The sequence below is a fragment of the Enterobacter sp. C4G1 genome (assembly GCF_052886895.1).
In genome coordinates, this window is the sequence record NZ_JBQVVV010000001.1 from 2,190,783 (window position 1) to 2,212,131 (window position 21,349).

20 protein-coding genes and 1 other annotated feature are annotated in these 21,349 nt (G+C 54.9%); of the genes, 11 read left to right on the forward strand and 9 right to left on the reverse strand.

The annotated features are described in order from the left end of the window. Positions 1 to 99: 99 nt before the first annotated feature. Together rsmS and priC are read right to left on the reverse strand one after the other, a co-directional pair. Positions 100 to 276: a pleiotropic regulatory protein RsmS gene (rsmS, locus tag ACT9TW_RS10490; protein ID WP_446492312.1), complete on the reverse strand. Its 177-nt coding sequence runs from the start codon at positions 274 to 276 to the stop codon at positions 100 to 102. A gap of 12 nt (positions 277 to 288) precedes the next feature. Further along, the gene (gene priC, locus ACT9TW_RS10495; protein ID WP_446492313.1) at positions 289 to 816 is read right to left on the reverse strand and encodes a primosomal replication protein N''; all 528 of its coding nucleotides are present in this window, start codon (positions 814 to 816) and stop codon (positions 289 to 291) included. Between the two features lie 50 nt (positions 817 to 866). Between priC and ACT9TW_RS10500 the strand changes: the two genes are divergently transcribed. The 9 genes from ACT9TW_RS10500 (at position 867) to ACT9TW_RS10540 (ending at position 10,270) form a co-directional block, all read left to right on the forward strand. Next, positions 867 to 1,244, forward strand: coding sequence for a DUF454 family protein (locus ACT9TW_RS10500; protein WP_014069164.1), 378 nt, complete (start codon positions 867 to 869; stop codon positions 1,242 to 1,244). 153 nt (positions 1,245 to 1,397) lie between these two features. Then, positions 1,398 to 1,949: an adenine phosphoribosyltransferase gene (gene apt / locus ACT9TW_RS10505; protein WP_446492314.1), complete on the forward strand. Its 552-nt coding sequence runs from the start codon at positions 1,398 to 1,400 to the stop codon at positions 1,947 to 1,949. An 88-nt stretch (positions 1,950 to 2,037) separates the two neighbouring features. After that, a complete protein-coding gene (gene dnaX / locus ACT9TW_RS10510; RefSeq protein WP_182059867.1) occupies positions 2,038 to 3,966 on the forward strand; it encodes a DNA polymerase III subunit gamma/tau in 1,929 nt (642 codons plus the stop codon). After that, positions 3,296 to 3,360 (forward strand) — a sequence feature (DnaX frameshifting element). It overlaps the preceding gene by 65 nt. Positions 3,967 to 4,020: 54 nt before the next feature. Further along, positions 4,021 to 4,353, forward strand: coding sequence for a YbaB/EbfC family nucleoid-associated protein (locus tag ACT9TW_RS10515; protein ID WP_010428194.1), 333 nt, complete (start codon positions 4,021 to 4,023; stop codon positions 4,351 to 4,353). Then, positions 4,353 to 4,958, forward strand: coding sequence for a recombination mediator RecR (recR, locus tag ACT9TW_RS10520; RefSeq protein ID WP_315688033.1), 606 nt, complete (start codon positions 4,353 to 4,355; stop codon positions 4,956 to 4,958). The genes ACT9TW_RS10515 and recR overlap by 1 nt, the downstream gene beginning before the upstream one ends. 110 nt (positions 4,959 to 5,068) lie before the next feature. Continuing rightward, on the forward strand, positions 5,069 to 6,943 hold the full coding sequence (gene htpG / locus ACT9TW_RS10525) for a molecular chaperone HtpG (protein WP_182059869.1): 1,875 nt from the start codon (positions 5,069 to 5,071) through the stop codon (positions 6,941 to 6,943). A 228-nt stretch (positions 6,944 to 7,171) separates the two neighbouring features. Then, positions 7,172 to 7,816: an adenylate kinase gene (adk, locus tag ACT9TW_RS10530; RefSeq protein WP_182059870.1), complete on the forward strand. Its 645-nt coding sequence runs from the start codon at positions 7,172 to 7,174 to the stop codon at positions 7,814 to 7,816. 124 nt (positions 7,817 to 7,940) lie between these two features. Next, entirely contained in the window at positions 7,941 to 8,903 is a 963-nt protein-coding gene (gene hemH, locus ACT9TW_RS10535; RefSeq protein ID WP_446492315.1) for a ferrochelatase, read from the forward strand. A gap of 62 nt (positions 8,904 to 8,965) precedes the next feature. Further along, positions 8,966 to 10,270: an inosine/guanosine kinase gene (locus ACT9TW_RS10540; protein ID WP_446492316.1), complete on the forward strand. Its 1,305-nt coding sequence runs from the start codon at positions 8,966 to 8,968 to the stop codon at positions 10,268 to 10,270. A gap of 50 nt (positions 10,271 to 10,320) precedes the next feature. Here the strand turns inward: ACT9TW_RS10540 and ybaL are convergent, their stop codons facing one another. Next, the gene (gene ybaL / locus ACT9TW_RS10545) at positions 10,321 to 11,997 is read right to left on the reverse strand and encodes a YbaL family putative K(+) efflux transporter (RefSeq protein WP_446492317.1); all 1,677 of its coding nucleotides are present in this window, start codon (positions 11,995 to 11,997) and stop codon (positions 10,321 to 10,323) included. Between the two features lie 232 nt (positions 11,998 to 12,229). Further along, a complete protein-coding gene (locus ACT9TW_RS10550; RefSeq protein WP_446492318.1) occupies positions 12,230 to 13,450 on the reverse strand; it encodes an MFS transporter in 1,221 nt (406 codons plus the stop codon). 169 nt (positions 13,451 to 13,619) lie between these two features. Between ACT9TW_RS10550 and ushA the strand changes: the two genes are divergently transcribed. Further along, on the forward strand, positions 13,620 to 15,272 hold the full coding sequence (ushA, locus tag ACT9TW_RS10555) for a bifunctional UDP-sugar hydrolase/5'-nucleotidase UshA (RefSeq protein ID WP_182059876.1): 1,653 nt from the start codon (positions 13,620 to 13,622) through the stop codon (positions 15,270 to 15,272). Between the two features lie 93 nt (positions 15,273 to 15,365). Here ushA and ybaK read toward each other — a convergent pair whose 3' ends face one another. The 3 genes from ybaK to copA form a co-directional block, all read right to left on the reverse strand. Then, entirely contained in the window at positions 15,366 to 15,845 is a 480-nt protein-coding gene (gene ybaK / locus ACT9TW_RS10560) for a Cys-tRNA(Pro)/Cys-tRNA(Cys) deacylase YbaK (RefSeq protein WP_446492319.1), read from the reverse strand. A 199-nt stretch (positions 15,846 to 16,044) separates the two neighbouring features. Further along, positions 16,045 to 16,839 carry a TraB/GumN family protein gene (locus ACT9TW_RS10565; protein ID WP_446492320.1) on the reverse strand — a complete coding sequence of 265 codons (795 nt, stop codon included), beginning with the start codon at positions 16,837 to 16,839 and terminating at the stop codon, positions 16,045 to 16,047. A gap of 50 nt (positions 16,840 to 16,889) precedes the next feature. Then, positions 16,890 to 19,388: a copper-exporting P-type ATPase CopA gene (gene copA / locus ACT9TW_RS10570; RefSeq protein ID WP_446492321.1), complete on the reverse strand. Its 2,499-nt coding sequence runs from the start codon at positions 19,386 to 19,388 to the stop codon at positions 16,890 to 16,892. Positions 19,389 to 19,496: 108 nt separating this feature from the next. On the opposite strand from copA, the gene cueR reads away from it, so the two are divergent. Next, positions 19,497 to 19,907, forward strand: a complete 411-nt coding sequence (cueR, locus tag ACT9TW_RS10575) for a Cu(I)-responsive transcriptional regulator (RefSeq protein ID WP_182059880.1) — start codon at positions 19,497 to 19,499, stop codon at positions 19,905 to 19,907. On the opposite strand, the gene ACT9TW_RS10580 is transcribed toward cueR, so the two are convergent. Together ACT9TW_RS10580 and ACT9TW_RS10585 are read right to left on the reverse strand one after the other, a co-directional pair. Further along, positions 19,904 to 20,356: an NfeD family protein gene (locus ACT9TW_RS10580; RefSeq protein ID WP_182059881.1), complete on the reverse strand. Its 453-nt coding sequence runs from the start codon at positions 20,354 to 20,356 to the stop codon at positions 19,904 to 19,906. The two genes, cueR and ACT9TW_RS10580, sit on opposite strands and share 4 nt — an antisense overlap. Beyond that, positions 20,353 to 21,267 carry an SPFH domain-containing protein gene (locus ACT9TW_RS10585; protein WP_182059882.1) on the reverse strand — a complete coding sequence of 305 codons (915 nt, stop codon included), beginning with the start codon at positions 21,265 to 21,267 and terminating at the stop codon, positions 20,353 to 20,355. The genes ACT9TW_RS10580 and ACT9TW_RS10585 overlap by 4 nt, the downstream gene beginning before the upstream one ends. Positions 21,268 to 21,349 lie beyond the last annotated feature (82 nt).

Below are 21,349 nucleotides of genomic sequence, written 5' to 3' on the forward strand. Positions count from 1 at the left end.
TTCGGCGATTTTCAGCCGGACCATGACACCGCTGTAAGTCTCTTAATTCAATGGCGTAATATCATCGCTGAATTAAAGACAAAAATTACTGGGGATCCCTCAGCCCGGCGGGAGAGGGTCAGGGTGAGGGCTACAGGCCTTCACCTTTCCCTCAAAATCTCTGCGCACAAGCTCCAGCGCCTTTAGCACCGTTTCCACCGGGATCGCGTGATTCTCCAGCAGCATAATCAAATCGACGGCCAGTTTGACCTCATCGGGGGCATTTTCCAGTGACATTCGCGGATCCTTTTAACGGGTCAGGCGTTCGATTACGCGTTCAATTTCCTCTAATGCCTGCCGGCAGCGGACAATGCGGCCTTCCAGGGCGGTTATTTCTCGCATCAATAATTGCTGCTCTTCCAGCGTTTCGCTGTTGTTCAGGCGTACTTCACGCTCGCGCTTCATCTCAAACAGGCGGCGCTCAAATTCCTGGTTCTCCAGCCGTTTGCGCTGCCACTTGCTAAGACCCGGCGACGGGCTATCCCACGCTCGCAACGGCCAGGCGATAATTTCACGGTGCAGGGCGGTTATCTGTTCGGTGAGATGTTCAGCCAGCCACGCCACTTGCTCCTGCTGCTCGCTCTCTACCGCATGACGCAATTCGTCAAGATTGGTCTGCACTTCGGCAAGATAATCCTGAATTAACGTACTGCGGGTGCGGAAAAGCTGCCGGTCAAAGCGCGGTTTTAGCGTAGCGTGTCCCATTAGCGGTGTGGCTTGCGCGCGCAGGGCAATGAGCTGATTTTGCAGCGTCTCCAGAAGCAAGGCTGTTTTCAATGCGCTCTCCAGTGGTAAAGTAGCCGTTCAGTTTGATAACGATTCGCATTATGAAGCGTACTATTCTAATCATCATTGGCTGGCTCGCGGTAGTACTTGGCACACTGGGCGTCGTTTTACCGCTCCTGCCAACCACGCCTTTTATTCTGCTGGCGGCCTGGTGCTTCGCCCGCTCTTCGCCACGCTTTCACCACTGGCTGCTGTATCGCTCATGGTTTGGGGGGTATCTGCGCCACTGGCAGAAACATCGTGCGATGCCGCCTGGTGCAAAGCCACGGGCGATTGCCGTTATTCTGTTAACCTTTGCCATCTCATTATGGCTGGTGAAAATGATGTGGGTGCGGATCCTGTTGCTGGTGATCCTGACTTGCCTGCTCATCTTTATGTGGCGGATCCCGGTGGTTGATGAAAAGCAACAAAAGCACTGATGCCTTATAATGTCTGTTGCAATTATCTGGCGTAGCCAGTAAATTCGACCGTTTTCGAGCACAGGTACGCCTGGTTAAAGGTTAAACAATTGTTACCTTTACCAACCTCCTACGCGCACTGTGAGTAACACTGTTTTATTTAGGCACAAACCGATGACCGCAACTGCACAGCAGCTTGAATATCTGAAAAACAGCATCAAAAGCATCCAGGATTACCCAAAGCCTGGCATTCTTTTCCGTGATGTCACCAGCTTGCTGGAAGACCCGAAAGCGTACGCGCTCAGCATTGAACTGCTGGTTGAGCGTTATAAGAACGCCGGGATCACCAAAGTAGTAGGTACTGAAGCCCGTGGCTTCCTGTTTGGCGCACCGGTTGCGCTGGCGATGGGTGTTGGCTTTGTGCCGGTGCGTAAACCGCGCAAACTGCCACGCGAAACCATTGCAGAAAGCTATGAGCTGGAATACGGCACCGATCAGCTGGAAATCCACGTTGATGCGATCGAACCTGGCGACAAAGTGCTGGTGGTGGACGATCTGCTGGCGACTGGCGGCACGATTGAAGCGACAGCGAAATTGATCCGCCGTCTGGGTGGTGAAGTGACTGATGCCGCATTCATCATTAACCTGTTCGATCTGGGCGGCGAGCAGCGCCTGGAAAAACAAGGTATTACCAGCTACAGCCTGGTGCCATTCCCGGGTCACTGATCCCGATAGTCACAACCTCGCTCAATGGGTGAGGTTGTGATAGCATTCCCCTCCATAAATTCACCTTCCAGCGTTGCAGAGCCTGCCCATGAGTTATCAGGTGTTAGCCCGTAAATGGCGACCACAAACCTTTGCTGACGTTGTCGGTCAGGAACATGTGCTGACGGCCCTGGCGAACGGCTTGTCGCTAGGTCGCATCCATCACGCCTATCTATTCTCCGGCACCCGTGGCGTCGGTAAAACCTCTATTGCCCGTTTGCTGGCAAAAGGTCTGAACTGCGAAACCGGGATCACCGCGACACCCTGTGGCGTGTGTGATAACTGCCGCGAAATCGAGCAAGGCCGTTTTGTCGATCTGATTGAGATTGATGCCGCCTCGCGCACCAAAGTCGAAGATACCCGCGACCTGCTGGATAACGTCCAGTACGCACCGGCGCGCGGGCGCTTTAAGGTCTACCTGATCGATGAAGTGCACATGTTGTCGCGCCACAGCTTCAACGCTCTGCTGAAAACGCTGGAAGAGCCGCCTGCGCATGTGAAATTCCTGCTGGCGACCACCGATCCGCAAAAGCTGCCGGTGACGATTTTGTCACGCTGCCTGCAATTCCATCTTAAGGCGCTGGACGTTGAACAGATCCGCGCTCAGCTTGAGCACATTCTCGATGAAGAGAAGATTGTCCATGAGCCTCGTGCCCTGCAACTGCTGGCGCGCGCGGCAGACGGCAGCCTTCGCGACGCATTAAGCCTTACCGATCAGGCCATCGCCAGCGGTGATGGTAAACTCTCGACCGATGCAGTCAGCACCATGCTCGGTACGCTGGACGATGACCAGGCGCTGTCGCTGATTGAAGCGATGATCGCTGCCAACGGCGAGCGTGTGATGTCGCTGGTCAACGCGGCGGCTGCGCGCGGCGTTGAGTGGGAAGGGCTGCTGGTTGAAATGCTCAGCCTGCTGCACCGCGTGGCGATGCTGCAACTCTCTCCATCGGCCATTGGCGCTGATATGGCGGCGATAGAGCAGCGGATGCGTGAACTTGCTCGCACCGTGCCGCCAACCGATGTGCAGTTGTACTACCAGACACTGCTGATCGGCCGCAAAGAGTTGCCTTTTGCACCCGACCGCCGTATGGGCGTTGAGATGACCCTGCTGCGCGCGCTGGCGTTCCACCCGCGGATGCCGCTGCCGGAGCCGGAAGTCCCGCAACAGTCCTTTGCCCCGGTCGCACCCACGGCAGTAATGTCACCACAGCAGGTGCCACCGCAACCGACACCGCCGCCACAGCAAAATGTGCCGCTGTCGGATGCCACCAGTTCGGTGCTTGCCGCACGAAGCCAGTTGCAACGTGCGCAGGGAGCAACCAAACCAAAAAAGAGTGAACCGGCAGCGCCAGGCAGAGCGCGGCCGGTAAATAACGCCGCGCTTGAACGACTGGCTTCGGTAACGGAGCGCGTGCAGTCGCGCCCTGCACCGTCCGCGCTTGAGCAAAAAGCCCCGGTGAAGGAAGAGGCTTATCGCTGGAAAGCGACCACGATTATCGAAACGGTAAAAGAAGAGGTCGCGACCCCGAAGGCGCTGAAAAAGGCGCTGGAACATGAAAAAACGCCGGAGCTGGCGGCGAAACTGGCCGAAGAATCTATTGAGCGCGATGCCTGGGCGGCAGAAGTCAGTAAATTACAGCTGCCGAAGCTAGTGGAGCAGGTGGCGCTTAATGCCTGGAAAGAGCAGGACGGTAATCAGGTTCGCCTGCATCTGCGTTCAGGGCAGCGGCATCTGAATTCCTCGGGTGCGCAAAAAGTGCTGGCTGAGGCGCTCGCCACATTACAGGGTTCGCCGGTTGAATTGACTATCATTGAAGATGATAATCCGGCGGTGCGAACGCCACTTGAGTGGCGACAGGCTATTTATGAAGAAAAGCTCGCGCAGGCGCGTGAGTCGATTATTGCGGATAACAACATCCAGACCCTGCGTCGGTTCTTCGACGCCGATCTGGATGAAGAAAGTATTCGCCCCATTTGATCGTGAGTCTGACTTACGGTTGTAATCATTAAACGTGAAAGAAGAGAGAAGCCTATGTTTGGTGGTAAAGGCGGTCTGGGTGGTCTGATGAAGCAGGCTCAGCAGATGCAGGAAAAAATGCAGAAGATGCAGGAAGAGATCGCTCAGCTGGAAGTCACGGGCGAATCTGGCGCGGGTCTGGTTAAAGTTACCATCAACGGTGCGCACAACTGCCGCCGCGTTGAAATCGACCCAAGCCTGCTCGAAGACGACAAAGATATGCTGGAAGATCTGGTTGCTGCGGCGTTCAACGATGCTGCTCGCCGTATCGACGAAACTCAGAAAGAGAAAATGGCCTCTGTATCCAGCGGTATGCAACTGCCGCCGGGCTTCAAGATGCCATTCTGATGCAAACCAGTCCGCTGCTCACGCAGTTAATGGAAGCACTGCGCTGCCTGCCGGGCGTTGGCCCAAAGTCGGCGCAGCGCATGGCGTTCACGCTCTTACAGCGCGACCGCAGCGGCGGGATGCGCCTGGCGCAGGCTTTGACCCGCGCCATGTCAGAAATTGGTCATTGTGCGGATTGCCGTACGTTTACCGAGCAGGACGTCTGTAACATCTGTTCGAACCCGCGTCGTCAGGAAAACGGTCAGATTTGCGTGGTGGAGAGTCCGGCGGACATCTACGCTATCGAACAAACCGGGCAGTTTTCTGGGCGCTATTTCGTGCTGATGGGGCATCTCTCTCCGCTGGATGGTATTGGCCCGGATGATATCGGTCTTGACCGCCTTGAACAGCGTCTTAAGTCCGAAACGATCAACGAGGTGATCCTCGCCACCAACCCAACGGTGGAAGGGGAGGCAACGGCCAACTACATCGCCGAGCTGTGCGCAGAGGCAGGCGTTGACGCCAGCCGTATCGCCCACGGCGTACCGGTTGGTGGCGAGCTGGAAATGGTCGACGGCACCACGCTGTCGCACTCTCTGGCCGGGCGTCACAAGATTACTTTCTGAACAAACGGAGGCTGCGTTCGTGGCCTCCGCTTGAAAACTCTCTCCTTTATCCCCATCTCTCACTCAACGTTTTAAAACCCCATTAAATGGCATTGTTGAGGTCGACTTAGATGAAAGGACAAGAAACCCGTGGTTTCCAGTCAGAAGTAAAACAGCTTCTGCATCTGATGATCCATTCCCTTTATTCCAATAAAGAAATCTTCCTGCGTGAGCTGATTTCCAACGCCTCCGATGCGGCGGATAAGCTGCGTTTCCGCGCGCTGTCTAACCCGGATCTGTATGAAGGCGACGGCGATCTTCGTGTGCGTGTCTCTTTTAATCAAGAGAACCGCACGCTGACCATCGCCGATAACGGCATTGGTATGACCCGTGATGAAGTCATTGACCATCTCGGCACCATCGCTAAATCAGGCACCAAAGCGTTCCTGCAATCCATGGGCTCAGACCAGGCTAAAGACAGCCAGCTGATTGGTCAGTTTGGTGTGGGCTTCTACTCTGCATTTATCGTGGCGGACAAAGTGACCGTTCGCACCCGTGCTGCGGGTGAGAGCGCTGAAAACGGCGTGTTCTGGGAATCCCAGGGTGAAGGCGAATACACCGTTGCGGATATCACCAAAGCGGATCGCGGGACTGAGATCACCCTGCACCTGCGTGAAGGCGAAGACGATTTCCTGAACGACTGGCGCGTACGTTCGATCATCAGCAAGTATTCCGACCATATCGCGCTGCCGGTTGAGATCGAAAAACAGGAAGAGAACGACGGCGAAACCGTAGTTTCCTGGGAGAAGATCAACAAGGCGCAGGCACTGTGGACGCGCAACAAGTCTGAAATCAAAGACGAAGAGTACAACGAATTCTACAAACACATTGCCCACGACTTCACTGACCCGCTGACCTGGAGCCACAACCGTGTGGAAGGTAAGCAGGAGTACACCAGCCTGCTGTATATCCCGGCGCAGGCTCCGTGGGACATGTGGAACCGCGATCACAAGCACGGCCTGAAGCTGTACGTCCAGCGCGTGTTTATCATGGATGAAGCCGAGCAGTTCATGCCGAACTACCTGCGCTTTACGCGCGGGCTTATCGACTCTAACGATCTGCCGCTGAACGTCTCCCGTGAAATCTTGCAGGACAGCACCGTCACCCGTAACCTGCGTAACGCGCTGACCAAACGTACATTGCAGATGCTGGAAAAACTGGCGAAAGACGATGCTGAAAAATACCAGACCTTCTGGAAACAGTTCGGCCTGGTGCTGAAAGAAGGCCCGGCGGAAGATTCCGGTAATATCGAAGCCATTGCTAAACTGCTGCGCTTTGCCTCCACGCATACTGATTCTTCAGCACAGACTGTGTCGCTGGAAGAGTACGTATCACGCATGAAGGAAGGGCAGGAAAAGATTTACTACATCACTGCCGACAGCTATGCGGCAGCGAAGAGCAGCCCGCACCTGGAACTGCTGCGTAAGAAAGGCATCGAAGTACTGCTGCTTTCCGACCGCATCGACGAATGGATGATGAACTACCTCACCGAGTTCGCCGGCAAAACCTTCCAGTCCGTTGCCAAAGCCGATGAATCCATCGACAAGCTGGCAGATGAAGTGGATGAAACCGCGAAAGAAGCTGAAAAAGCGCTGGAGCCGTTCGTTGAGCGCGTGAAAACTCTGCTGGGCGACCGTGTGAAAGAGGTGCGTTTCACGCATCGTCTGACCGACACTCCGGCGATTGTCACCACCGATGCCGACGAAATGGGCACCCAGATGGCAAAACTGTTCGCTGCAGCGGGCCAGGCTATGCCTGAAGTGAAATATATCTTCGAGCTGAACCCGGATCACCCGCTGGTAAAACGCGCGGCAGATACTCAGGACGAAAGCCTGTTTGCCGAGTGGGTTGAACTGCTGCTGGACCAGTCTCTGCTGGCCGAACGCGGCACGCTGGAAGATCCTAACCTCTTCATTAAACGTGTGAATGCGCTGCTGCTGGCGTAACTGACCACCTACCCCTCACCCTGCCCTCTCCCCATAAGGGAGAGGGTGTTCAAGTACCCTCTCCCTTATGGGGAGAGGGTTAGGGTGAGGGGGAATCAATCGCACTAACCCAAATATTCTCCCCCATTAACCGTTTCAGCCGTCCCGCCTTCCTTGAGCCACGTCCGTTCTGGTGGTATTGTTTAGCGCTTTTGAAAAATTGAACCAACTTTTGAGGGGATTTTCGCAATGCGTATTATTCTGCTTGGCGCTCCGGGCGCGGGTAAAGGAACTCAGGCTCAGTTCATCATGGAGAAATACGGTATTCCGCAAATCTCCACCGGTGACATGCTGCGCGCCGCTGTTAAATCTGGCTCCGAGCTGGGTAAACAAGCGAAAGACATCATGGACGCAGGCAAACTGGTTACTGACGAACTGGTTATTGCTCTGGTGAAAGAGCGCATTGCTCAGGAAGACTGCCGTAACGGTTTCCTGCTGGACGGCTTCCCACGCACCATCCCGCAAGCTGACGCCATGAAAGAAGCGGGCATCAACGTAGACTACGTGCTGGAATTCGACGTGCCGGACGAGCTGATCGTTGACCGTATCATTGGCCGTCGCGTACACGCTGCTTCTGGCCGTGTTTACCACATCAAATTCAACCCGCCTAAGGTTGAAGGTAAAGACGACGTGACCGGCGAAGAGCTGACCACCCGTAAAGACGATCAGGAAGAGACCGTGCGTAAGCGCCTGGTGGAATACCATCAGATGACCGCGCCACTGATCGGCTACTACTCTAAAGAAGCGCAGGCGGGTAACACCAAATACGCGAAAGTAGACGGCACCCAGGCCGTTGCTGACGTTCGTGCAGAGCTGGAAAAAATCCTCGGCTAATCGCACCTCTCTCACCCGGATCCCCGGGTGAGAAAAATTCTCATTTTATCTATCACAGCAATGGGTTTCGTTTAAACGCATTTCCGCTACAATTGACAACCATTCAAATGGTTAAGAGGCGTGAATGAGTCAGGCGAAAACCGGCATCCTGCTTGCCAATCTGGGCACTCCAGAAGCACCCACTCCAGAAGCGGTAAAACGTTACCTGCGGCAATTTCTGAGCGACACTCGCGTTGTGGATACCCCGAGACTGCTGTGGTGGCCGCTATTGCGCGGAGCCATTCTGCCGATTCGTTCCCCGCGTGTGGCAAAACTCTACCAGTCCGTCTGGATGGAGGAAGGCTCGCCGCTGATGGTCTACAGTCGTCGCCAGGAGAAAGCCCTTGCGGCCCGTTTGCCGGATATGCCGGTGGCACTGGGGATGAGCTACGGCAAACCTTCGCTTGCCAGCGCGGTTGATGAACTGCTTTCACAGGGCGTTGATCATATCGTGGTGCTGGCGCTTTACCCGCAATATTCTTGCTCGACGGTTGCCGCGGTATGGGATGAACTGGCGCGTATTCTGGCCACTCGCCGCCGTATTCCGGGTATCACATTCATTCGCGATTACGCTGATAACGCACTCTATATTAAAGCGCTGGCAAGCAGTGCCCGGGCATCGTTTGCAAAACACGGTGAGCCGGACGTGCTGCTGCTTTCCTATCACGGTATTCCTCAGCGTTATGCCGACGAAGGTGATGATTATCCTCAGCGCTGCCGCGATACCACGCGAGAGCTGGTTTCAGCGCTCGGATTGCCACCCGAGAAAGTGATGATGACCTTCCAGTCGCGTTTTGGGCGCGAGCCGTGGCTCACGCCGTATACCGATGAAACGCTTAAAATGCTGGGCGAGAAGGGCGTGAAGCACGTTCAGGTGATGTCGCCGGGCTTCTCGGCAGACTGCCTGGAAACGCTGGAGGAGATAGCGGTGCAAAACCGGGAATTTTTCCTTGAAGCGGGCGGATCGAAATACGAATACATTCCTGCACTTAACGACGATTCAGAGCATATCGATATGATGGTGTCGCTGGTGGCAAATAGCCGCTGATCGCGCTTGAGGCCGGGTTTGTGCTACCATTCCCGGCCCATATTCTTTGCATAGCTCATACCATGAAATTTCCCGGTAAACGTAAATCCAAACATTACTTCCCCGTCAATGCCCGCGATCCGCTGCTGCAACAAATTCAGCCGGTAAATGAAACCAGCGCTGCATGGGTGGTCGGTATCGATCAGACTCTGGTGGATATTGAAGCGAAAGTGGATGACGCGTTTGTCGAACGTTACGGTTTGAGTGCCGGGCATTCACTGGTGATTGAAGATGATGTGGCCGAAGCGCTGTATCAGGAGCTGGTGCGTGAAAACCTGATCACCCATCAGTTTGCCGGTGGCACTATCGGTAACACCATGCACAACTATTCCGTGCTGGCCGATGACCGCTCCGTATTGCTGGGCGTGATGTGCAGCAATATCGAGATTGGCGGCTATGCCTATCGCTACCTGTGCAACACTTCCAGTCGTACGGATCTGAACTATCTCCAGGGCGTCGACGGGCCAATCGGTCGCTGCTTTACGCTTATCAGCGATTCCGGTGAGCGTACCTTTGCCATCAGCCCGGGCCACATGAACAAACTGCGCGCCGACAGCATCCCGGAAGAGGTGATTGCAGGTGCATCTGCGCTGGTGCTGACCTCCTATCTGGTTCGCTGCAAGCCGGGTGAGCCAATGCCGGAAGCCACCATGAAAGCGATCGAGTACGCGAAGAAATACAACGTGCCGGTGGTTCTGACACTTGGCACCAAATTCGTGATTGCCGACAATCCTGAGTGGTGGCAGGCGTTCCTGAAAGAGCACGTTTCGATTCTGGCGATGAACGAAGAAGAAGCAGAAGCGTTAACGGGCGAGAGCGACCCGCTGCTGGCGTCGGATAAAGCGCTGGACTGGGTGGATCTGGTGCTCTGTACCGCTGGGCCGGTTGGGTTATATATGGCGGGCTTCACCGAAGAAGAGAGCAAACGCAAAACTCAGCATCCGCTGCTGCCGGGTGCCATTGCCGAATTCAACCAGTACGAATTTAGCCGCGCTATGCGTCATAAAGATTGCCAGAACCCGCAGCGTATTTACTCACACATCGCGCCGTATATGGGCGGGCCTGAGAAGATAATGAATACCAACGGCGCGGGCGATGGGGCTCTGGCCGCGCTGCTGCACGACATTACTGCCAACGCGTACCACAAAACCAATGTCCCGAACTCCAGCAAGCACAAGTTCAGCTGGCTGACCTATTCCTCGCTGGCGCAGGTGTGTAAGTACGCGAACCGCGTGAGCTATCAGGTACTGAACCAGCACTCTCCGCGCTTAACGCGTGGCCTGCCGGAACGGGAAGATAGCCTCGAAGAGGCGTACTGGGACAGGTAAAAGTGTTTGTTCCCTCTCCCTGTGGGAGAGGGCATCAGGCCGCACAAAACTTACCCCGTCACCGCCTCTTCAACCGGCGGCTTCTCCAGCAGCGTCAGCATCGTATTCGCAATCTCACGTTCACCCATCACCACCTGATTAGCACCACGCTCGGTAATGTATTCCACTTCATCGTCATAATGGGCGCGGGCGATAATCTCAATATGTGGGCACTTCTCGCGGGCGGACGCCACAATCTCACCGGCTTCGTAGCCGTTCGGAATGGTCAGCAGTAGCCAGCGGGCGCAGTCCAGATGCGCAAGATTCATAATCTCTTCATTGGCCGCATTGCCCAGCACTGCACGAATACCGCGCTCGCGCAGCTCATCAACGCGGGTTCGCGAGGTTTCAATCACCACCAGTGGCACACCTTGCGCCATCAGCTTCTCACCCAACAGGCTGCCCACGCGGCCAAAGCCGACCAGTAGCGCATGGTTGCAGATATCCACCGGGATCTGCTTCTCTTCTTCGATAGCCTCTTCCAGCGTCTGCTCTTCGAGCGTTTCGGTTTTATCGAGGTATTTTTCCAGCAGCGCGAACAACACTGGGTTCAGCATGATGGAGAGAATAGCCCCTGCCAGCACCAGGTTCTGCCCGGCTTGTGGCAGCAGATTCAGCGCCATCCCCAGCCCGGCGAGGATAAAAGCAAACTCACCAATCTGCGCCAGGCTGGCGGCGATGGTCAGCGCCGTACGCGGCGAGTGGCCAAACATGCGCACCAGGAAGAAAGCGACAACCGACTTACCAAAGATGATGATCGCCAGCGTGCCCAGTACTGCCAGCGGTTGCTGGAGCAGGATCATCGGGTCGAACAACATCCCGACGGAGACGAAGAACAGTACGGCGAATGCATCGCGCAGCGGCAGGGTGTCGTGCGCGGCACGGTGGCTCAGTTCGGATTCGTTCAGCACCATCCCGGCGAAAAACGCGCCCAGCGCAAAGGAGACATCAAACAGCTCCACGGCGCCAAAGGCGATACCCAGCGCCAGGGCGAGCACTGAAAGGGTAAACAGCTCGCGGGAACCGGTCGCGGCGCTGCGGGACATGATCCACGGCACCAGGCGGCGGCCCACCAGCATCATAATGGCAATAAACGCCACAACTTTACCGATGGTGATACTCATATCCAGCGCCAGAGACGCAAAGCCGACGTTATCTTTTTCCATCATCCCGGCAACGGCTGGCAGCAGAACCAGCGTCAGTACCATCACCAAGTCTTCAACAATCAGCCAGCCTATCGCGATTTGCCCGCGCTGGCTGTCTATTAACTGTCTCTCTTCAAGCGCGCGCAGCAACACCACGGTACTGGCGGTAGAAAGACACAGCCCAAACACGATGCCGGTCATCAGTGACCAGCCAAGTAAGGTCGAAAGCGCCATTCCCAGCAGTGTCGCCACCCCTATCTGGGCGATCGCTCCTGGTATGGCGATAGACTTTACCGCCATCAAATCCTTCAGTGAGAAATGCAAACCGACACCGAACATCAGCAAGATCACGCCCAATTCCGCCAGTTCTGGAGCCAGTTTGGTATCCGCCACAAAGCCCGGTGTAAACGGACCCGCCAGTACACCCGCTAACAAATAGCCCACAAGAGGAGAAATACGCAGTTTATTGGCAATCATGCCGAGGATAAAAGCGAGCACAAGGCCACCAACAATGGTGGTGATTAGCGGTGTGGCGTGATGCATTCCGTCTCCTTTCGTGGTGGGGTGTTCCATTTTTGGCGAAAAACCAAAAAACCGAGTTACAGTTTATGACAATTTTTACCGACATGTTTATGAATAATTGTTGAAGTTTGAATAAAACAGCAATAAGCGTGAAAAAAAGCAGATTTTGACAAATTCAACGGAGAGAAGAGGAGGAAAGCCTTATAGCATCAGGGAGTTTGGCCGCCAAAGTAAAACTTTGACGGCCGGTAAATTACGCTTTGTGACGGTTGTCAGGCAGGAATATGGTCAACATCCCCAAAAGTGGCAGGAAAGCACAGATTTTATAAACCAGGAAGATACTGGTGTGATCGGCAACCATCCCTAACACCGCGGCACCCAGGCCACCCATACCGAAGGCGAAACCAAAAAACAGCCCGGAAACCATACCGATACGCCCCGGAAGAAGCTCCTGAGCGTAGACCAGGATGGCGGAAAATGCCGATGCCAGAATAAAACCAATGATGACGGTCAAAATGCCCGTCCATTCAAGGCTTGCGTAGGGCAAAATAAGCGTAAAGGGAGCTACACCGAGGATAGAGCCCCAAATGACATATTTACGCCCAATTTTATCGCCAACAGGCCCGCCAATTACCGTGCCTGCTGCTACCGCAAACAGGAACGCAAACAGGTGGAATTGCGCGTTTTGTACCGATAATCCGAACTTTTGCATCAAATAAAAGGTGTAATAGCTGCTGATGCTAGCCATATAGAAGTATTTCGAGAAAATCAGCACCAGAAGCACGCAAACTGCCAGAATAACCTTGTTGCGAGGCAGGGGATTGGTAACCTTTACTTTAGGTTTGCCTTTGTTCACCCGGTGCTGAGCGGCGTACCAGCGGCTGATCTGCGCCAGCACGATAATCGCCAGCAGGGCGGCCAGGACAAACCATGCAACGTTGCCTTTGCCGTAAGGGGCAATGATCACCGCTGCCAGCAGTGGGCCGAGCGAGCTGCCAAAGTTACCGCCAACCTGGAACAGAGACTGCGCCAGCCCGTGACGCCCGCCAGAGGCCATGCGCGCCACGCGGGAAGATTCTGGATGGAATACGGACGAACCCGTGCCGACGAGCGCTGCGGCTATCAGCACCGCTTCAAAGCTGCCCGCCATCGCCAGCAATACCAGCCCGCTTAAGGTAAAGCACATGCCAACCGGCAATGACCACGGCATCGGATATTTATCCGTCCAGTAGCCCACCACCGGCTGCAGCAGCGACGAGGCCAGTTGGAAGGTCAGGGTGATCATCCCGATCTGTACGAAGGTTAATGAAAACTCAGACTGCAATAACGGGTAGATCGCCAGAATCAGAGACTGGATCATATCGTTGAGCAGATGAGAAAGACTGATTGCGCCTAAAACTTTAAAGGAAGTGCGCGATTGTGGCGGCGACGCCGGAGAGCCCGTGATGGGCTGGGTTGATTCACTGATTGCCATAGAGATGAATACCACGTCGTTTGTTATTAGAAATGCAGGGTGTAATTATTATCCAACTAACATACCCGTCTGCGACATTTGAAGAAAGTCGCAATTCTGAAAACTTATTTGTCTATTCTTGTTACTCATTGTAATTTTTGCGTTTGTCTATGGGTCAGGGAGAGAAGAGATGAAGTTAATGAAGCGTGGCGTGGCGCTGGCGCTGATCGCCGCATGGGGGCTGACAAGCCTGCCTGCACAGGCGTATGAAAAAGACAAAACCTACAAAATCACCATTCTGCATACCAACGATCACCACGGCCATTTCTGGCGTAGCGAATACGGTGAATATGGCCTTTCCGCCCAAAAAACGCTGGTGGATGGTATTCGCAAAGAGGTAGCTGCAGCAGGGGGCAGTGTGTTGCTGCTTTCGGGCGGGGATATTAATACCGGTGTACCGGAATCTGATTTACAGGATGCAGAGCCCGATTTCCGTGGCATGAATTTAATTGGTTACGATGCGATGGCCGTGGGTAACCATGAGTTTGATAATCCGCTGACCGTTCTGCGCCAGCAGGAAAAATGGGCCAAATTCCCGTTCCTCTCTGCCAATATTTATCAGAAAAGCACCGGCGAACGCCTGTTTAAACCCTGGGCGCTGTTTAAGCGTCAGGATCTGAAAATTGCCGTTATTGGTTTAACCACCGACGACACGGCGAAAATCGGCAACCCGGAATACTTCACCGATATCGAGTTCCGTAAGCCGGCAGACGAAGCAAAGCTGGTGATTCAGGAACTCCAGCAGAATGAAAAGCCGGACGTGATTATCGCCACCACGCATATGGGGCACTACGATAATGGCGAGCATGGCTCCAATGCGCCGGGTGATGTCGAGATGGCGCGCAGCCTGCCTGCGGGCTCTCTGGCAATGATTGTGGGTGGTCACTCACAAGATCCGGTATGCATGGCGTCTGAGAATAAAAAGCAGGTGGATTACGTGCCGGGCACGCCGTGCGCGCCAGACCGTCAGAACGGTATCTGGATTGTTCAGGCTCACGAGTGGGGTAAATACGTCGGTCGTGCGGACTTTGAGTTCCGCAATGGCGAGATGAAACTGGTGCACTACCAGCTGATCCCGGTCAACCTGAAGAAGAAAGTCTCTTACCCGGACGGGAAAAGTGAGCGCGTACTTTACACCCCAGAAATTGCTGAAAACCAGCAGATGCTCTCTGTGCTGACGCCGTTCCAGAATAAAGGCAAAGCGCAATTGGATGTGAAGATAGGCACGCTTAATGGCCGCCTGGAAGGTGACCGCAGCAAAGTCCGTTTCGTGCAGACCAATATGGGGCATCTGGTGCTGGCAGCGCAAATGGCGCGTACCAGCGCAGACTTCGGCGTGATGAGCGGCGGCGGTATTCGTGACTCCATTGAGGGCGGGAATATCACCTATAAAGATGTGCTGAAGGTTCAGCCGTTTGGCAATGTGGTGGTGTATGCCGACATGAGCGGTAAAGAGGTTATCGACTATCTGACCGCCGTGGCGCAGATGAAGCCCGATTCGGGGGCGTATCCGCAGTTTGCCAACGTCAGTTTTGTGGCGAAAGACGGTAAGCTCAATGACCTCAAAATCAAAGGCGAGCCGGTTGACCCTGCTAAAACGTACCGCATGGCAACACTGAGCTTTAACGCTACGGGCGGGGATGGCTATCCGCATATCGATAACAAACCGGGCTATGTGAATACCGGCTTTATTGATGCGGAAGTGCTTAAGCAGTTTATTCAGCAGAATTCGCCGATAGATGTGAATGCGTATGAGCCGAAAGGCGAGGTGAGCTGGCAGTAGTGCGGCTGTGTTGCCCGGTGGCGCTGCGCTTACCGGGCCTACGGGTGCAACATGTAGGCCGGGTAAGGCGTAGCCGCCACCCGGCTTTTTCTTTTAATCCCTACGCGCAATATCCGCAAATTTCGCGTCCAGCATTTTTGCCAGATCGCCTGCCGCCAGTTCAATATCCAGCCCGCGCTTGCCGCCTGAAATATAGATGGTGTTGAATTCCTGTGAAGGAGCATCAATCAGCGTTGGTAGACGTTTTTTCTGCCCCAACGGGCTGATCCCGCCCACCAGATAACCGGTGGTGCGTTGCGCAACCATCGGATCCGCCATATCGACCTTTTTCGCGCCCAGCGCTTTGGCGACTTTTTTCAGATCCAGCTGCCCCGCCACAGGCGTTACCGCCACCGCAAGGTGTTTCATATCGCCATTCACCGCAACCAGCAGCGTTTTGTAAACCTGATCGGCATTCAGCCCCAGCTTACGCACCACTTCATCGCCAAAGTTAGTTTCATTCGGATCGTGATCGTAAGTGTGGATCCTGAAAGAGATTTTGTTTTTTTCGAGTAATTTAACGGCGGGAGTCATAGCTATCCTTCTTACGACAGACATTTCATGCCTAGAGCATACGCCTGACGTTTGTCTAAAAAATAGCACCATCTTGCGCAATAGTATTGGCAGTGATGGTCACTTTGAGCGACAATCGGCTCAACCGAAGGTCGCCTTCGGCATAATAAAAACGATGAAATTCCTCTTTGACGGGCCAATAGAAATATTGGCCATTTTTTTATTTAAGCAGTGACGGCAAATTCCCTTCTCCGTACAAATGTAACGCACCCACGGCAACCACATAATGCCCGGCTGGTAGCGCATTCAGCGTGCGTTTCCACGCCCGGTTACGCTCGTTCATCAGGACATCATACAACGACTGGCTGAACGTGGCGGGTAATTCTGGTTTGTCGTTTGCGGGCGGCGTTTCGAGCCACCAGCTCACCATCACCTGGAGCAACCGCGCGTTGGTATGCCAGTGGGTCAGGGTATCATCCAGCAATAGTAAGCCATCATCAGGAAGCTGGCGTAACAGCTCAACCTGGCTTTGTGCACCTTCCAGCTCGATGATCGGCAGATTTCGTGCCCGGGCGGCGTGAAGGAGTTGATAATCAATACCGTACTCTCCCCGCAATCCCAGACGTTGCGCCTGTGTCGCCTGAAGCACCATGGCAATCTGCCACAGGGGCTGAGTTCCCAGCATCGACATTGATATGCCCAGCTCATCAGCCACGCGCGTCAGTTCGGCAAGCTGGGTGTCATCCAGGCGTTCGCTGAGCGGAGGCGGGATATCCAGATCGGCAAAAGGAGATTCACTGCCGGAGATATCCGCTTCGACAACCAGGGCATCCGCATTACGCAGCAGTTTGAGCAGGGGAGGCGGGAGAGGTGACATCCCGGAGGTTCCCATATGGATGCTGCCAACCAGGTGCAGATGTTGTCCGCCAGAAAGTGAGATATCCATGCCCGGCCAGGCATAACGGCGAGGGAACAGGGCGCGAAACGATGTTTTTATACGATTAAACAGACTCATACGCGCTCCATGAACGGAAAGGTTCATGCTAGCGCGTAGGAGCCGAAGGTTCAATCTTTCGGTTTAAAGCGCAACAGCCGGTTTGCGTTACTGACCACGGTTATGGACGACAGCGCCATTGCTGCGCCTGCGACTACCGGGTTGAGCAGCGTGCCGGTCAGTGGCCACAAAATCCCGGCGGCAATCGGAATGCCGAAACTGTTGTAGATAAATGCCCCTAACAGGTTCTGCTTCATATTGCGCAACGTGGCTTTTGAAATGGCCAGCGCATCCGCAACGCCCATCAGACTGTGGCGCATCAGGGTGATTGCTGCCGTTTCAATGGCGACATCGCTGCCACCGCCCATCGCGATCCCCACATCGGCCTGAGCCAGTGCAGGTGCATCGTTGATCCCGTCCCCGACCATAGCCACCTGGCGTCCCTGGTTTTGCAGTGTCTTGATGGCATCGGCTTTACCCTCTGGCAGTACCCCGGCAATCACCTCATCAATACCGGCTTCGCGGGCAATGGCATTTGCCGTTGTCGGGTTATCCCCGGTCAGCATCACCAGGCGGTAGCCCGCACGGTGCAGACGTTTCAGGGCATCCACGCTGTCCTGGCGCAGCGGATCGCGAACGGCAATCAGGGCCGCCACTTTGCCGTCTACAGCCAGCAGTACCGGTGTCGCGCCCTGAGATGCCTGCGCTTGTAGTTCACTGTCCAGCGCCGACGTATCGATACCTTTTTCATTCAGCAGCGCCTGGTTACCCAGCAGCAGTGCGTGTCCTTCTGCTTCACCGCTGACGCCCAGCCCACGTAGAGTGCGGAAGTTGCTTACCTGCGGCAGGGATGCGTCCGCTGCTTTATCGAGAATGGCGCGGGCCAGAGGATGGCTGGAGCCTTGCTCCAGCGCGGCCGCCAGGCGCAGTGCATCGGCTTCTGCGATGCCAGCGGTGTTCACCGCGACCACCTGCGGTTTGCCTTCCGTAAGCGTACCGGTTTTATCAAATACCAGCGTATCGAGCGTGCTGGCGCGTTGCAGGGCGTCGGCGTCACGGACCAGTACGCCAAACTCGGCGGCACGACCCACGCCAGAGATAATCGACATCGGCGTCGCCAGGCCAAGTGCGCAAGGACAGGCGATGATTAATACCGTGGTGGCAATCACCAGGGTGTAGACAATTTGCGGCGCCGGGCCGAAGAAATACCAGATAGCGGCGCTCAGCAGGGCAATACAGACCACCACGGGCACAAAAATGGCGGAAATTTTATCAGCAAGCTGGCCAATCTCCGGCTTACTGCTCTGAGCCTGACGCACCATGCGGATAATACGCGACAGCGTGGTGTGGCTACCTGTGCGGCTTGCACGAAACAGTACGCTACCGTCCTGCACCACCGTACCGGCGTGCACGGCATCTCCCTGGGATTTTTGCTGTGGGATAGGTTCCCCGGTCAGCATGGCTTCATCAAGCCAGGCATCACCCTGAGTGATCTCGCCGTCAACAGGAACACGGTCACCGGTGGTCAGGCGCAGCGTCATACCCGGCTGAACCTCGGCCAGCGGGACATTTTTCTCGCCGTCGTCTGTGACGACGCGAGCGGTTGGCGGCGTTAAATCAAGGAGTCTTTCCAGCGCTTTAGAGGAACGCTGGCGTGCGCGGGCTTCGAGCATATGGCCTACGTTAATCAGGCCGATAATCATCGCACTCGCTTCGTAATAAAGATGGCGCGCTTCCATCGGGAACCACTGTGGCCAGACGTTGACGCTCATCGAATAGAGCCAGGCCGCGCCCGTGCCGAGTGCGACAAGCGTATCCATCGTTGCGGTGCGATTTTTCAGGCTCTTCCAGGCGCTCGAATAGAAGTGACCCCCGGCGAAAATCATGACGCCGAGTGTAATCACACCAATTACCAGCCACAGCGTGCGGTTGTCGTCAGTGACCATCATGTTGTCACCGATCATGCCCCACACCATTACCGGAATACCGACCAGCAGCGCGACAATCGCCTGCCAGCGGAAGCGTTTCATGGTGGCTACCGCCGTTTCCTGCTGGCGTTCGCGGCGTTTGGCATCATCTTCGATGGCCTCTGCGCCGTAGCCTGCTTTTTCGACGGCCTGCACTAAATCTGCGGCGGAGGCACTGCCCATAATCAGCGCAGTACGCTCCGCAAGGTTAACCCGTGCCTGTGCGACGCCCGGTACGGCCTGCAATGCATTTTGTACCCGGGAAACGCAGCTGGCGCAGCTCATGCCGTTGATCAGCAGCTGTTGGCTGTCGTCAATATCATCAGCTACCGGAAGCTCAGGAATGGCCGCTGTCAGTGCTTCCGACGGGAGTGATGACTCTGCCAGCGGTTTAGCCTTTGGGTGGCTTAACTCCGCTCCGTAACCGGCTTGTTTGATAGTGTCGATCAGCGCATCGGCGCTGGCGCTACCGGTGACGGCAGCATGATCGATAGTCACGTCCGCGCTTTCAACATCAGGACGCTGTTCCAGGCTTTCTTTAACGCGTTTGACACAGTGGCCGCAGGAGAGGCCGTCCAGAGTCAGATCAATGGTGTGAGACATAACAAAACTCCCGTATAATTATCTGGTCAGTTATTGACCTTCATAATGCTTTTCGCTAACTGTCATGAAGGTTAAACCTTCCATCAAGGGGAAGGTCAAGGGGGAAATGTGAATATCAGTGATGTTGCGAAAAAAACCGGATTGACCAGCAAAGCAATTCGTTTTTATGAAGAGAAAGGGCTGGTAACACCGCCACTGCGCAGCGAAAACGGCTACCGCAGTTATACGCAACGGCATCTTGATGAGCTGACGTTACTGCGTCAGGCAAGGCAGGTAGGCTTTAACCTGGAAGAGTGCGGCGAACTGGTAAATCTGTTCAACGATCCGAAACGCCACAGTGCAGATGTCAAAAAACGTACCCTGGAGAAGGTCGCTGAAATTGAGCGCCATATCATTGAACTACAGGCCATGCGCGAACAACTGCTGGGGCTGGCGGCGTCTTGTCCGGGGGACGACAGCGCCGAGTGTCCGATTATTGATAATCTTACCGGCTGCTGTCATCGCAAGGCCAATGCCTAACAAGCTTTTACGCGCAGGGTAATACCTTCCACCGCAATGACCTCAACCCGCGTTCCGGCGCTGAGGTCATCATCTGCCACCACTGGCCACGAGCTATCACCCACGCGCATGTGTCCGCGGCCATTCACCAGCGTGGTGTCCAGCGTAAATCGCTTGCCGACAATCTGCTGTCCACGCTGATTAAGATGGGCGTCCACAGGTTCCTGCGCTTTCACCCGCGTGCTCAGCCAGCGCCACCACAGCCAGGCCGCAACCAGCGTCAGCACAGCAAACAGCGCGCCCTGCCACGCCCAGTCCAGCGGAAGCAGCCAGACCAGCAGTCCGGTGATCACGGCAGCGACACCGCTCCAGAGCAGGTAACCGTTGCCGCCAAGCATCTCGGCTGCCAGCAATAAGCCACCGAGACTTAGCCAGAAGGCATGAGGATGTGCAACGATGAGCTCAATCATTTCTTACGCTCGTTTCCGCTATCCTTAATGAGTTCGGTAATCCCGGCAATAGATCCCATCAGGCTGCTGGCATCCAGCGGCATCATCACCACTTTGCTGTTATTCGCAGAGCCAATCTCTTTCAGCGCATCGGTATATTTTTGCGCCACGAAGTAGTTAACGGCCTGGATATCGCCGGCAGCAATGGCTTCGGACACCATCTGGGTTGCGCGGGCTTCCGCCTCTGCGGAACGTTCACGCGCCTCAGCCTGGAGGAACGCAGACTGGCGATCGCCTTCCGCTTTCAGGATCTGCGACTGTTTTTCCCCTTCAGCTTTCAGGATTTCTGCCTGGCGTATGCCTTCGGCCTCGAGGATATAGGCACGCTTGGTACGCTCGGCCTTCATCTGAGCATTCATCGATGCGATAAGTTCCGCCGGTGGGCGCACGTCACGGATCTCAATACGGGTGACTTTAATCCCCCACGGATTGGTCGCCTCATCCACAATGTGCAGCAGGCGCGTATTAATGCTGTCACGCTGGGAGAGCATTTCGTCCAGCTCCATCGAACCAAGCACGGTACGGATGTTAGTCATTGTCAGATTAACAATCGCCAGTTCGAGATTGCTGACTTCATACGCTGCTTTAGGCGCATCAATCACCTGAATAAAACAGACGGCATCAATGGTGACGTTGGCGTTGTCTTTGGAGATAATTTCCTGAGAGGGGATATCCAGCACTTGTTCCATCATGTTGATCTTGCGACCGATTCGGTCCATGAAAGGCACAATAAGGCTCAAGCCAGGCTGCAATGTATTGGTATAGCGGCCAAAGCGTTCAACGGTCCACTGATACCCCTGCGGGACAATTTTGACACCCGCACCAACGATAACCAGTGCGACGAAAATAAGGACAGGAACAACGATGAGCATAAAACCTCCTGTTTTGAATGCTGTGACGAGAAAAATTGTGTGTTTGTTGTTCGTAAGTATATCGGCTATCGGCCAGAAATTC